This window comes from uncultured Butyricimonas sp. (genome assembly GCF_959596855.1).
GTDB classification, from domain to species: domain Bacteria; phylum Bacteroidota; class Bacteroidia; order Bacteroidales; family Marinifilaceae; genus Butyricimonas; species Butyricimonas muris.
The window spans coordinates 1-15,366 of the sequence record NZ_CAUFYA010000055.1 but is presented as its reverse complement, the minus strand read 5'-3'; the positions used below and the strand labels follow the sequence as shown (position 1 = coordinate 15,366).

Here is a 15,366-nt window from a genome sequence, read left to right as displayed (position 1 = left end):
AGTTAGAAACTAGCATTCAACGTAAATGTAAACGTCCGGGCAAACGGATAAGACAACCCCATCTCTTGCTTGATGGTCGACCACGTGTCGATATCCTTCATGTTAAATTGCAATTTCAATGTACTCAGTCCCACACGACGGATTAACTCGCGATTAAAGTCATAACTCAAAGACAAAGAATTGAAGTTCACGAAATTATTTTTCTGCACGAAACGAGATGTCGGACGAGTCACATTATACCGATCCTTCAACGCCTTTAACGGACTCACATCACCCGGCTCCTGCCATCTATCCAACACCACCCGGTAATCAGCATTATAAGCGTTCAAATCCACATTCTCCACGTTACTGATCAAAGTACTATTATAAGCATCTCCACCCCATTCATACAGGAACGTCGTGTACATAGTGAAATTTCGCCAACGCAAATTAACACCGAAAGCACCTTGCGCCCAAGGCTCCGAATCCCCCACTTTCTGCTGTTCGGCAGAAGACCAATCATAAGTCAAAGTTCCATCACGTTTCACGTAAATTTCCTGTCCGTCCGCCGGGTTTATACCGATAGATTTCATTCCATAGATTGCCGTCAGCGAATTTCCCTCCTCATACTTCATATAAGGCTTCATATACGGTTCGTTTTTCTTTATGGTACTCATGATCGTTTGCATTTTCGAACCTTCCGCAATCTCTTTGTACCCGGCATAAAATTCATCAATCCGCTCATTATATCGTTTCAATGTTTCGGAAATAGATTTCAATCTATTCTTGTTATGCGCCAAGTTTCCGAAAAGAGAAACATCCCAATCCTTCGTAGAATACACGCGCCAATTCACATCTACCTCGAATCCCTTGTTCTCGACTTCCCCAATGTTATCCGTGTAGACCGAGAACCCGGAAGAAAGCGGCAAAGAAACTTCTGTCACCAAATCTTTCGTATTCTTGATATAATAATCAAACTTTATCATCACCCGATTGAACAACCCGATATCCGCACGGAAATTCCACGTCAACAATTTTTCCCACGTCAGGTTTTCATTTCCCATCGCCACCAAAGAAGCTCCGATTCCGGTTGGATACCAGTCATCCAACATCGCGTTCAACGTATTACGAGCTACATAAGGCTGGAAATTTGATTTACCGGTTTCTCCTACGCTGGCAGAAACTTTCAGATTATTCAACCAGCCGTACTTTTGCATATACTGATAATTGTGAATGTTCAATCCCGCTCCCAACGACCAGAAAGGAGCATATTTACGATCTGTACCGAACTCGGAAGAACCGTCAAAACGATAAGAAGCATCAAACAAATAGATATCATTCAAACTATAGTTCAAAATCGCAAATCCTCCTAACAAACGCGTTTCATTATCCGACATCGTGGGCTTCTTCACGATCTCGTAAGCGTATGCCTCGGAATGATGGTCCGCATCCGGAAAACCACGATAATGAGAATAAATATACTTCGTACTCGTTGATTTAATATTTGTACCGGCAGAGAAGTTTATATTATGTATTCCTATCGAACGATTGTAAGAAAGAAATGCATTCCCGTCCCAACTATTAGTTTTCGTTTCGGTTTTTATCAATTCACCCTTACTGAATAACTGCCCCCGTTCAGTATAAGTACCCGAAGTTGGAGATGTAAAATTTTCCGTCCAAGCGTCATTTAAAGTAACCGCCACTTGGGCTTTAACCATCCAATGATCATTAAAGAACCAATTGACAGACAAATTATTCGTCCACTCCTTATATCCGTTCTTGCTGAAATTTCCCTGCTTGGCTTCATATAACGGATTCTTAACAGAAGTTGCCCCGTTAGAAATCAATTCCACCCATGAACCATCGTCATTCAACCAATAAGCATAAGGTTGTTTACGGGAATAATCGGAAAAAGAACCATAAGGAGAATTCTCGTTCTTCATCACGTTGTAATTCACTTGATTTTTCACTTGCAAACCCTTCCAACGATAATCCAATGTCAATCCGGCACCAATACGATCGCGATAAGATTCCTTCATAACACCGTTTTGATTATCGTAACGCAACTCCACTCCAAAACGAATATTCTCAGCCCCTCCCTCCACGTACACACTGTGTTTATGATTAAACTGCGTCTGCAATGGTTGTGACAACCAATAGGTATCCTTTCCTTGTAACACGTAATTCAACTTTTTGATATAAGCACTGTAAGCACTTCTCCACCAACTATCCCAGCTACTTTCATAAGAAATTGCATTTTCCGGTTCAAATAAACCGGCAGCAACTTCTGCCGCTAATTTATCTTTAGCATTCATCAAGTTATAACTGCTCAAATCAGGAGCCGTAATCTCTAAATTACCATTGTAATTCACTGTCAATTCGCCCGGTTTTGGAGCCACCGTTTCGATCACAATCACTCCGTTAGAAGCGCGGGAACCGTACATAGCCGTGGCAGCAGCATCTTTTAGAATTGTGATATCCTTAATACGGTTAAGATCCATGTCATAAATCTTCTGCACGGAAACCTCGAAACCATCCAATATAAAAATCGGTGTATTCGGATTATTGGTTAAAGCATACTTTGACACATCTTCCGCTTCCAACGCATCCAACTCTCTTACATTAGAAATTCCTGAACGACCTCGTACATAAAATTCCGGCAACGTATTGGGGTCCGACCCCATATCGTTATTCCTCATCACACGCAAAGAAGGATCGAACACCTGCAAAATATCAATCACGTTTGAAGCCCCCACTTTCATGATATCCTCTTTTTTCACGTGAGTAGCGCTCCCCGTGAAACTGGACTTCTTGATATTCATGTATCCGGTAACCACCACCTCATCGATCTTCTGCTCATCATCCTTCATCACGATATTCAAATCTTTGCGCTCTTCGCCGGCTTTCAGCTTCACACTTTGGGTTTTCATTCCCACGAAAGTAAAAACGAGGGTTACAGTATCTTGAGGCAATGCTATTTTAAATGCCCCCTTGACATCAGTAACAACACCTAGCGAGGTTCCTTTAATCATCACCGTTACTCCCGGCAAAGGAATCCCTTTCGTATCCTTCACTATTCCCTGAGCTACAATTGTTTTCTCTTTCTTCTCGTCATCTTTTTCCCCCTTCCTCGTGATTATTATAAGCTCATCACGAAACTTGAAAGTTAAATCCGTATCTTTCAAAACACGTCTTAAAACTTCCTCTACCGTTTCATTCTTTACTTGTAACGATAATTTCCCCAATTGATCCGTCTGTAGCGGATTAAAGATAAAACACAGTTTGGTTTGTCTCTGAATTTCATCCAGCAATACTTTTACCGTAACATTCTTCAGATTTAACGTTACTCTTTCCTGTTGTGCCAAGGAATTAGCGGAAAGAGAAAAGGTAAAACCGCAAATTAACAAGAAACACAATCTCATAATCATCCATTTTTTTTTCACATGCTCTCGACTCAATCGATAGCATAATCGATTTTTTTTCATACATTTGTAAATTAAACAGTTCAACATTCCCAAAGCCCAACTCCAACAAGGGCCTATGGGGTAGAATCAACGGGAGGACTTCAACACCTTCCGTTTTTATTTCGATACAACAATCGTTCGGTCATTTATAGAAAATTGCACTCCCACGACATCCGTGATTGCTCTCAAAATCTCGTCTATCTCGCTATATCGTTTCATATAGCCGGTAAAAATCATTTTTTTTACAGATTCGGCTTGGAAAAAAACATCCACGTTATACCATAAAGACAGCGTACTCATAATTTGCTCCAATGTTTCGTTCTCGAAAGCAAAATACCCGTCTTTCCAAGCCACATATTGACGTACATCAACTTTCCTCAATGTAATCTCCCCGTCCTTTCTGTTTCCGCAAGCTAACTCTCCCGGTTTCATGATTATTTCATCTCCATGCCGTTTATCGCAGATTCCCACCTTTCCGCTCAACAACACGGCTTGTACTCCCCGTTCCAAATGCGTATTCACGTTAAACTCTGTCCCGTACACCCGAATCACCACGTCATCCGCCACGACATAAAAAGGTCTGCTCTCGTCCTTGCTTACTTCAAAATAAGCCTCTCCTGAAAGATAAACTTTTCGTTCTTTTTGATCGAACACCATCGGATACCTCAAATCGGTCGCAGAATTCAAGTACACTCTTGTCCCGTCAGAAAGAGTAATTTTAAATTCTCCTCCCCGGGGAATTTTTAACGTGTTTATCATTGTCCTCTCTTCCACTATCATCGTTGAATCATAAATCAAATTCCCTTCTTCACGTTTCACTACAAGCCCGTCTCCCATTTTTATCTCTTCCTGCTCCACCTCCTTTCTCAACTCATACACCTCTCCATTAGCCGCGATCAAAGTTGCCTTAGAAACACCCGGCTGAATCACGCTCTCCATGCCAGAAGCCGATTCTCTCTCTTCGTGAAAATTTACATCCCAAAACCATAAAACACCCAAAGTCAAAGGCATTATTACGGCAGCATACCACAACATCCGCCTTATTGTCCGTAGCTTACTCTTACGTTTTCTCAATTCTTTGAACTGCAACCATGCTTCTTCGTCATTCAACTTATTAAACACAGCCATTTCCGACCCCAAACTCAATTCCTTCTTGATTTTCTCAAAAAGTAGCTGATTTTCCCGCTCCTCCTCCAACCATACATCCAACTTATGTCGGTCTTCCGAAGAAAGCACACCCAATAAACAATTCCGAATTAATTGAATAATATTTCCTTCACTCGTGTACATGACGTCTATTAATTTACCCCATATACAACAAGAGGTATAAAAAGTAGCAAAAGAAATTCAAAATTTTTTAGGAATAAATCAAATCTCTCGCATAAACATATAAAAAAGGAATAAATTCCCCATGTACTCTTTCAAGCAACGAAGGGCATTTTGCTTATGGGACTTGACTGTTAGAACAGATATACCCAAGACTTCGGCAATCTCCTCGTTCTTTTTCCCTTCCAGATGTAACTCAAAAACCGCACGACACTTCTCGGGTAACGCACGAATGGCAATGTACAATTCACGATACACTTCCTCTTGAAGCAAATTATAACTCTCTTCTGTCTCTTCTCCCACCTGTTTAGCGTAAGACAAGTATTTATCTTCCACTTTTTTGTGTTTCAAATAATTGAAACATCTGTTTTGCACCAGATCATAAAGATAAGCCTTGAAACCATGATAAGAATTATACGTTTTCTTACCCTCCCACACCGAAATAAAAACTTCCTGCACAATATCCTCTGCCACCTCCTGCTGTCCCACCCGACGCATGGCAAACATGACAAGATAAGACCGGAATTTCATGAACATCTCATGAAACGCCCGTTCCTCCTTTTCGTTAATCCGACGAACAAAATCATATTCGACACCATTCATTTCCACACCAGCAGAATTTTCAACAAAGATATGACTGCCGGAGGAGAAATAAAAATTTATTTCGGATAAACGGATTAAAAAAATCGAAAATACCTACTCTAACCTTATAAATTTCACGGCATCCGCCACGATAGCTATTTCATCTCGTCCGCGAATCTCCTTATCCGAAAGCGTCACGCTCATCTCTCCCTCCGGCAAATCATACTCCCCGAGGGAAACCCAGCATGAACTATCGAACCTTCCAGGCAACTCTACGTCCAAATTCACCTCCACCTCCTGCTGTTGCCCACCAAAGGAGAGCGTGTAATAATAAATGATTCCATCAAGTGGCGGAATTTTCTCGTCGCCAGACCACATCCTCGTGAACGCCTTGTAGACCTTGGCCATCACCCGGTAACGCCCCTCCTCCGGGATATTCGTCCGCCACGTGGCGGACGATTTACCCTTGCCTCCAGCAATGTAATGATAACCGCGTATCGAATCTCCATACGCTTCGACATTAATCACCCGTTTCCAATGCGTGGCATCCCCTCCCCTCTGCGTGCTGGACACAAGCATCGGTTTCTCCTTTCTCATGCGCTGAAGCCAAGTGAGATTGCCATCCCGCAACTCAAAGCCCTTGTCTTGATCGTCCACCACCTCGCCAGTGTCCTCCCTTTCCATAAATTCCGACACGGGTATCGTGCGCCACTCCTCTCCCAACTTCCAGGCATCATCCCATTTCCCCGACTGATCTTTTTTAAAGTTAAAAATGGCAGGACGATTTGCCGACAACCCGGTATTGATACTCACCACGTCCTTATCGGTCACCAACGTGAAGGCTTTCGCTTCCCCCGCCTCTATGTAACAAATACTACGCTGGACATTATTAAAAGCCCCGTACTCCACGATGACATACCCTCCGCTTCTCCCTGCATTCAATATCTTTGCTTCCGCTCTGCGATATTGAGTTCCCGGTTCCTTATAAATCACCGCATCTTTCACCTTAAAATATTGCTCATGCGTTGTCGTGATCCAATCCTCTATGATACCAACGACATCTACCCCCCAACGCTCTTGCCACCCTCGCATCAAATCATCATAAGCCACCTCTCCCTCCCCGTAATCATACAAACTATCCAAACTTGCCCGCAACTCTCGCGTCGGGATTTTCATCATCAACCGCATCCATAAATCTTGCTCTTTCTCAACTAAATTATTCAATTCTTTTCCATCTGCCACAATCTCCAACAACGACCGCCCGATAAAATCATCCAAATACTCCTTTGTGTCACCCAATGCCTCCCAAGGTAATCCTTGGGCAGAACTCGAATAACTCCGGACCAATTTATCGAACATCTTACCCATGAAAGGATATTTTTTACAATACACCCGAATAGGTTCCTCGTCCCACACGGTTATCCCGACATGATCATTCTCCCTGTGTACCTTTTCCCCTCCAATTCCCCAGAAAGGATGACTATCCCATCCCGTTTCCCGTGAAGTAAATATCGCACGATACCATCTCACCAGCTCCTCTACCCTCCCGTCAAGTTTCCAAACATCACCCACCACTTTTTTCCCCTCCAATATATGAATGATATCCATATCAAACCCTCTCTCCCGCCAAAAAATCATGCCGGGCTCCACCAATCCGCTTTCCGTTTTCCCCGCATGAGCGTCCAAGCGAAACGAAACCGGCACCTCCAACAGGTACAAGTAAGGCTCACTCTCGTAATACCAACTCGTTGTAGCGTTCTTTTTCCACTCGTTATAACCGACCAACGTGTCATTCCATAAAGCGATCCAAGGCTTTTTATCAATCCCCGTGACTCTTTTCACTATCTCATCTTGCTCGCTCACGGCATTCACCTGGAGTCCAAATTGCTCATCCATCGGAATCACATGAGATACATAATTTGCCCCACAAATGGAAATTCCGGACATACCCGCTTCTTCACACATGAATACAATACTCTCCTCTTGTTTCAGCGACTTACCTTGTGAAATCACCACCCGCTGCAAAGGATGCTTGACAACCAAGCGAAAACGGGTGAAATCCCGTCCCGTCGCCAACGGCATCAACGGGTTCACCGGCGGCAAAGCCACGGGATACCACACGACGGCTGGCGTCAACAATAATAGACTCTCCTCCACGAAAGCCCCCGTGCGCCCTTGGGCAAAAAAATGATCCCCACCCAAAGCATCCTCGTAAACGACATCCGTCAAGTGTATATCGCAGAACCTATCATCTACCCGTCCCCCGTAATCCACCTCTACTCTCGCCGAATCCCCCGCTTCCAAACCGCTCGCAATTGTCAACACTTGCCAGTCCCGATGCCACTCCGCACTCTTCCCGTCCACTTGCACCCCCGTGACATCCAATCCCGGGTTCAAGAAGAGTGTAATTTGTTGCAATGCCTCTCGATTCCGGTTAACCACAACCATATCACTTTGTACACTCAACTCCTTCCCCTCTTGCTCCAGCACGATGGCGTGTTTCTTTACCCGGCAAGTCGTTTCATCCCAATGCCGCACGAAAGCCTCCCGACACCCCGAGCGGAACAAACGATCCCGGTAAAAACCACACTCCAGCACCACTCCACACCCCACGCCAACAACGACCAACATTATACCGAATAACATATACACTCGCCCCGTGCCATGCCGGTTCGGTAATCGCTTCATCCCGCTCACGCTCCACGCCAACAATCCCATCCCGCTCAAAAGATAAATCAACCGGTGCAAGGCATAACGCCCCGGGTTCAAATGTCCCACCATCTCGGAAAAAAGAGTCGGCACCCCGCATCCCGTGTAATCCAACGTCCCGTGCTGCCAGTAAGGCAACACCAGAATACACCCCAACCACCAGCACACGGGCAACACGATACTCCCCCAATGCCACTTCACCACGTTCCCGAGCCACAATGTCATTCCCGCCACGAACACCCACACCGGGATATTTAACGTCAACAGGTAAAACAGGTAATACTTACACCCCACGGGAGCGAAACTCGTCAAGTTCACGGTCAACACCGACACGAGAATCACGATGACATTCAACAGCAAAAAGAGCAGGAAGTTCCCCACTAGCACTCCCCAATAATACGTTACGTTATCATAAGGCCGTGTTTGAAATACCTCCCTTCCTGCCAATCGCCTCATTCTACGGGAAGCTTCCGCCATCATCACGATTAAAAACAATGATTGCACCACGCTAAAAAGATAAGCGTTCATCAACGGCATCGAGCAAGGCAATGCCACCGCCCTCCAGTTCACACAATTCCCCTCCCCTTGCCAGTACACGTGACACACCACAATACCTACCAACGCCAACAAAGCAAACACCCGAAAAACCCAACTCCGAAGTTGTTGTTTCATTTCATACCTAACGATACATATCATTTCCCGCAAACTTTCCATAAACATCCGTATTACATCAATTACTTCACATTCATTTTCCCGTTATAATCTCCACCACCCGCTCGTTTTCAACAATCATCATCCCAAGCCTATCATTCGAAATCCCCTCTTCCAACCGGTAGGTATACGTGGGTATCTTTCCTTTCATCACAGTCGGCAAACACACAAACCTAAAATGCTCACTCTTTTCTGCCAACGTAAATCCCGCCTCCGTGATATGCGTGGAAACCATGTAAGAACAATTTCGGCTACTTCCAAAAGCCGTTATCACAGCCACTGTCGCATCATAAGCATCTTTCACATTCGTACCCTTGAACAACTCGTCAAAAATAATTACCAGATTTTTCCCTGCACACACCTCCTCCGCAACACGCTTCACCCGTGCCACTTCGGCATAAAAATGACTGTACCCCAAATTCAAATGATCCGACACGTTTATCGAAGAGTACAACCCGTCCTGTACCGAGAACTCCATCACTTCCGCCGCCACGGGAAAACCTATATGCGCCAAGTAAACAGCCACTCCAAATGCTTTCATAAGTGTCGACTTTCCCGCCATATTCGCCCCGGTCAGGAACGACACGTTGCGCTCGTGGTCTATCCGAATAGAATTGCCCACAGCTCCCACCATCAACGGGTGAGAAAAACCTTTCACGTCAATTCGATTCACCCCTTCTTCCTTACCATACGCCACAGCCCTGACAAACCTCATCTTTTTCGCTACAGCCGCCACGGCAACATACACGTCCGTGTAATAAATAATCTCCAGCAAACGCCTTAACTCTTTCCGGCAAACACGACGCAACAAATAATCGTAACGGGCAACCTCCGACATAGAAAACCCTCCATTTCCCCGTTTCCCGAGTAACGGACGCAACAACTTATTCTCCACAATCCCCCTCGTTTCCCGTATCACCCCGTTATAAACCGAATCCCCGTCACCTTTATCCAACAAAGCGTTAAACTCCACACACACCCGCAACAACTCTACAGTATCCACAATCCCCGCATAAATCATATCATACACCTTCTCTTTCGCCACACAACGAAAAAGCTTCAAACAACAAACTTTCAAATACGCTATTCCGCGTATAGCGGAAACCTGTATCCCCAGATAGCGCTCCACCCTATCCACCAATTCCCTAGTAAACGGAAACGCCACTCCTGATTCTTTGAAAAACTCAAACACCTTCCCCCGTTCATTTATTGCATTCGCATCTGTCAAAGGATGTTGAAACATACGTTCCAAAACCTGCTCCCCACCTCGTGTACAAGTATGATTAAACAGGTTGAATATCGAGCGGTCTTTAAATTTCCCGAGGATATGCAAATCCGCCAAAGTCTGTTTATCTACCACGAACTCTTCTTGCGCCTTCCCGCACTCCCGTTTGACTTTCAACATCTCCACTATCCCCTCCTTTTCTATAATCGCCATCCCGTACCTGTCATTCGAGATTCCTCGCTCCAACGTGTAAGGATAAACCAGCCTTCCATCCTTCTCCATTGTAGGGAGATACACGAAATTCACGTTAACATTCCTCTCCCGCAACACCTCTCCCGCCTCGATTATATGAGTCGAGATTAAAAACATACAATCCCTTCTCGCGGCAAAAGCTCCAGCAACAGCGACCGTCGCATCATGAGCATCTTTAACATTCGTTCCCCGGAACAACTCGTCAAAAACCACAATCAAATTCCCCAATCGCCGGACCTGCTCCGCCACCTTTCTCACCCGCAATACTTCGGCATAAAAATGACTATAGCCCAAGTCTAAATTATCCGGTAAATTAATTGTCGTGTATATCCCGTTCCGGACACTGAACTCCATTCGCGACACCGGTAACGGAAAACCCATATGCGCCAAAAACAGGGTAATGGAAAAAGCCTTCATCAACGTCGATTTTCCCGCCATATTTGCCCCCGTCAGGAAAATCATATTGCTATTCCCGTCCACATTCAGCGTGTTTCCCACGGCACCGTCAAGCAAAGGATGATACATACCCTCCGCGTGCAACTCGTTCGCCTCCGGTTCCAAGGCTCGCCCGAAAACAAATCCCCGCTTCCGTGCCACCTCGGCAACAGAAATATAAACGTCTATCTCATGCAGATAACGAAGCAATTTCTTACATTGCTCATTTCCATCGAACCTAAAACGAGAGTCATAATCGACCATCTGAGAGTATGACAACTTTTTGGGATTTTTCAACGACAAAGCCCACGCCAAATTCGGCTCCCTCAATATCTCCGACATCTGTTCATACTCTTCCCTGTACTCATCCGGTACCCGTTTTTTCGCTACCGATTGCAACAACTTCTCCGCTCCCTTCACGACACGAATCCCGGCAAGTACCCCCTTCTGCAACAACGCATACTCTCTCTCGCGCCTCGAAAACTTACGCATCTTACACTCCAAGGTATTCTTCTCCGCCGCCAACCGTGTACGCCTATCCTGATTACCCAAATAATACTCGAAAGCATTAAACCACTCCGGCATAAACGGAAACTCGATCTCCCGCTCTTGAAAATAACGGATCACGGCTCCGCGTCTATTAATTTTCTGAGCATCCGCCAACGGATAACAAAACATATCTTTCAATACCAAAGCTCCACCCCGGGTTCTTGCTTTAAACAAATCATACACCGAGGATCTGCCCCCTTTCCCGAAAATATCGAGATCATTTAATGTCTGTTGGTCTGTTACAAATGCCATAAAATTACGCTTAAATCAAACAGAATCTTTTTTAAGGAGGGAAATACAAACAATTCCCTCCTTGATAAATAACCTCCTTTAGGATTTTATATTATAAATTCTATAATTTATAATCCCGCCTAATTTCCAATCTCCCTCCATTAGAAAAATAATACATACCATTTTTTACTACCGCAACATAATAATCTCCTACATCGTCAAGTTGTACCGAATCGATTATGAGTCGTCCGCCATTATTACTAAAATCAAGAAATGCTGAAATTCTAGAACTTACACCTTGTTCTCGACGCACATTGCCATTCTTATCAATAGTTAAAAGTAATCTAGGATTTTGCCCAGGCTTTTGACAAAATATTAAAATTAAATCAACATCGTACAATGCCACATTTTTTATCGTAAAACAAAAAGTAGCACGTTCCCCAGGAAAAACCTCTACAAAACTTGGAGTTTGTACTACTTCTGGCTCTAAAGTAGTTTTATTTCTCGCTTTTTGTGCCATTCCTTCTGCTATTCCTCCTATCAAAAAAAATACAGAAACTATTAAAAACATTACAATCTTTTTCATAGTAACTAAATTTAATAATTCAACATCTATCGTTTTATATTGCAATAAAAAACTTTCTAAACTATCTCCCTCTTCTCCTCAACCAAATCAACATATAAATAATAAAGAGCAATCCCGGGAAGCCGCCCATTAAGGCGTAATCCAAGATCACGGAACCCGTATCACTCACGTTCACCCAATTATCCCGGGCTGTTGGGCGTCTCACGTCGATCGGCACCTCTCCATCCGACATCCAGAAGAAACTCCCCTGAACGATCCCGTAATTAGCCGCCATATAAGGACTCCGACCGCGGGTCAACTCCCCGTCACTCAAGCAATCGGCATCTCCGAGAATCACAACTTTCTGCTCCCGGTCACCTACTTTACGGGATAACGCTAACGCCAGCGGGTAAGACTTCTGCACCTCCCCGGCAGCAGGATTACACACAATCTCTTGGTCCACGATATCCGTGTGCTCCACCTCGTTCCAGCAGGTTGAATCCGACATGAGCAACGGGATCACTTTAAAGCCCTTGTCCGTCGAGTACTCCAAACCGGCAGCCGTAGGCATCGCCACCACGTAACCACGAGGCTTTAAGTCACCAAAAGGGTACGACAACGCCTCTGCCTCCAAAGTCGGTTGTGAAATAAGCACATCTATCGGCAACTTCGGTGCCACGAAACCGGCAAACGGACCGAGGTTACGATTATTGCGTTTCTCCTCTTCCGGGTCTTTCTGCTTTTCCGGCTGGATCAGGAAACCATCCACCAGGCGCACCCCGAACGGGTCAAGCACCGGACTCATCACTCCTTGACGCCCTGGTTCCCCGACAATCATCAAGTTCCCCCCGCGGGCAACATACTTGTCAAAATTAACCTTCTCCACCTCCGTCATAGGTTCTCTCATCTCGGCGATAACCAAGATATTGATGTCCGCAGGAATCTCCTTCTCCAATGTCACCTCCTTGTAATCAAATCCTTGATTCACCAATGCCGGACGCAACGAGGGTAAATGAGTGAACATACAATAATTCCGATCTCCCGGACGGTCCGTTTCACGCTCTCCGTGACCGGTAAGGAACCCGATAGTGGGTAACTCCATTACCAAACGTTTCAAGGCCGCCGAAATCTCCGGTTCGTAAGGATCACGCATATGGTCATCATAAAATCTCAAAAATGTTTTCTCTCCCGATTCGCGTTCCAATAAACGCACCGTACGATTCCCCTCCGTCGTTCTCAAGTCTACAATCTGCCGAACCTCTTGCGGTGACAAAATCTTTTTCGGGTTCAATTTTTTCTCCTCGATAACCTTTTCCGCTTTTTCCTTGTAACTTAAGCCCGGATAAGCCCTCTCGAGATGATCATTTTTCACCGTATCATAATAGAGCACATATTTCATCTTGATTTCCGGCTTGAAACGGATATATTGCTCGAAAAGACGCATATCTGAATTGTAATTCGCGGGATAAGCCACCCAACCGTTCGCATCAAGGATATTCGCATAGGTAGTAATCGTCAAACCACCTTTCAACTGATTAATAATCTCCTGGCTATTAGGCGTCAACGTATTTTTCTTCGTGTGAGTCGCATCATAATAATACTTGAATACCGGGCGGGAAGAAACAAAAGCCAACACCACAGCGATACCCCACACCCCGAGATATTTACCGACCGAGGTCAAGAAACCCACCTTCTGTCGTCTGCCCTGCAAACGAATGATCGTCATCAACAGGAACAAAAGCACCACCACCACGAAGTAAAGCACATCCTCGCTGCAAATCATTCCGTTCATGAAATTATCCGACCGTCCCGTCATTCCAAACCAATAAGTGATTTCCCGAACAAAAGGCACCGTCTGCCATAAACCTTTCACGTAAGTCAACACGGCAAGTACCGCCAGTGTCCCCACAGCCGCCACGATCTGGTAAGAAGTCAGGCTCGACATGAACAAACCTACCGCCACGTACGCGCACAACAACAAGTAACAACCGAGGATACCCGTCAAGATTACCGGAACATCCACTCCCTCAATCGTGAACATACCGTAAATACCATAAACGAGCAACACACCCATCAATACCAACCCATAGACCAGCATGGCGCAATATTTACCCAAAATAATCTGGGCATTCGTGACCGGAGAGGAATACAACAACTTAATGGAACCACTCCCCAACTCCCGGCTCATCAATCCCATCGTCAACAACGGGATATAAAGGTACAGGTAAGATTGTACTGCCACGAACAAACCCCGTTGACCGCCAAAAATCCCCAACGTCAAATCTATTCCTCCTCCCCCCATACCTTGGAATCCTACAATTTGCGAAATCGTTCCGGAAAATAACATTCCGGTTTGGAACGTGAATATGATTAAAATCAACCATGCTATCGGGGAGTAAAACAAGTCCCGCAATTCCGTTTTTGCTATCTTGAATATAATCTTCATCTCTACTGTAAATAAAAAATTAACGTTACTTCCTGGACAACTCGGCAAAAATCGTATCCAAAGAACTCTTCTCCTGTTGCAACTCAGTCAACTGCCAACCACGCGTGAAACTCGCCTCCACGATACGGTCCATTGCCTCACGGGAGTCCGTGAAGTGAACACGGAACCTCGGACCGCCCAACTCCTCCACCCGGGCTATACCCGGGAGCGACTGGATATCTTCCACCAGCGGCACCGCCGCCAGCGAAACCAGCAACGTGCTTGGCTGGATATAGTTGTCAAATTCATGCACCGTACCGGAGAAAACCAACGACCCTTGCTCGATCATCCGGATGTAGTCGCAAGTCGCCTGCACCTCCGGCAAGATATGCGTCGAGAGGATCACCGTCCGCTCGCGGGCGATCTCCTTGATCAAGTGACGCACCTCCACGATCTGGTTCGGGTCTAAACCGTTCGTCGGCTCGTCGAAAACCACCAGCTCTGGCTTGTGAATAATAGCCTGCGCGATACCCACTCGCTGCTGGTAACCGCCCGACAGGTTATGAAGCACACGTTTGGCGAAATGAGTGATACCGCAACGCTCCATCGCTTCACCAATGGCGGACTTCACCTCGCCCGAAGGAATATGACGTAACTCGGCGCAATATTCAAGGTACTCCTCCACCGTCAAATCCGGGTGCAGGGGAGGCACCTGCGGTAAAAAACCGATATGACGTTTCGCTTTCACCGGGTTTTTGCTCATACTGATTCCCTTGATGTAAACGTCACCCTCCGTCTGCTTCAACACACCGCACATGATATTCATGGTTGTGGATTTCCCGGCCCCGTTGGAGCCGAGCAATCCATAAATCCCGTTCTTGGTTATCTCGAAATCAATATCCCGTATCGCCCA

General features: G+C 45.4%; 8 protein-coding genes. All 8 read right to left on the bottom strand.

Annotation, left to right across the window (positions count from 1 at the left end):
• Nucleotides 1–2: 2 nt before the first annotated feature.
• The gene (locus Q5866_RS18150) at nucleotides 3–3,464 is read right to left on the bottom strand and encodes a SusC/RagA family TonB-linked outer membrane protein (protein WP_255301896.1); all 3,462 of its coding nucleotides are present in this window, start codon (nucleotides 3,462–3,464) and stop codon (nucleotides 3–5) included.
• Between the two features lie 96 nt (nucleotides 3,465–3,560).
• A complete protein-coding gene (locus tag Q5866_RS18145) occupies nucleotides 3,561–4,733 on the bottom strand; it encodes a FecR family protein (RefSeq protein ID WP_303181671.1) in 1,173 nt (390 codons plus the stop codon).
• A 78-nt stretch (nucleotides 4,734–4,811) separates the two neighbouring features.
• The gene (locus Q5866_RS18140) at nucleotides 4,812–5,372 is read right to left on the bottom strand and encodes an RNA polymerase sigma-70 factor (RefSeq protein WP_303181686.1); all 561 of its coding nucleotides are present in this window, start codon (nucleotides 5,370–5,372) and stop codon (nucleotides 4,812–4,814) included.
• Between the two features lie 93 nt (nucleotides 5,373–5,465).
• Nucleotides 5,466–8,774 (bottom strand): hypothetical protein, encoded by a 3,309-nt coding sequence (locus Q5866_RS18135; RefSeq protein ID WP_303181670.1) that lies wholly within the window; start codon nucleotides 8,772–8,774, stop codon nucleotides 5,466–5,468.
• Between the two features lie 31 nt (nucleotides 8,775–8,805).
• Nucleotides 8,806–11,484: a hypothetical protein gene (locus tag Q5866_RS18130; RefSeq protein WP_303181668.1), complete on the bottom strand. Its 2,679-nt coding sequence runs from the start codon at nucleotides 11,482–11,484 to the stop codon at nucleotides 8,806–8,808.
• 100 nt (nucleotides 11,485–11,584) lie between these two features.
• On the bottom strand, nucleotides 11,585–12,049 hold the full coding sequence (locus tag Q5866_RS18125) for a hypothetical protein (protein ID WP_303181667.1): 465 nt from the start codon (nucleotides 12,047–12,049) through the stop codon (nucleotides 11,585–11,587).
• A 61-nt stretch (nucleotides 12,050–12,110) separates the two neighbouring features.
• Complete coding sequence (locus Q5866_RS18120; protein WP_303181665.1) at nucleotides 12,111–14,474, bottom strand: Gldg family protein; 2,364 nt, start codon at nucleotides 14,472–14,474, stop codon at nucleotides 12,111–12,113.
• A gap of 25 nt (nucleotides 14,475–14,499) precedes the next feature.
• A partial coding sequence (locus tag Q5866_RS18115) for an ABC transporter ATP-binding protein (protein ID WP_303181664.1) occupies nucleotides 14,500–15,366 on the bottom strand: 867 nt, incomplete at its 5' end.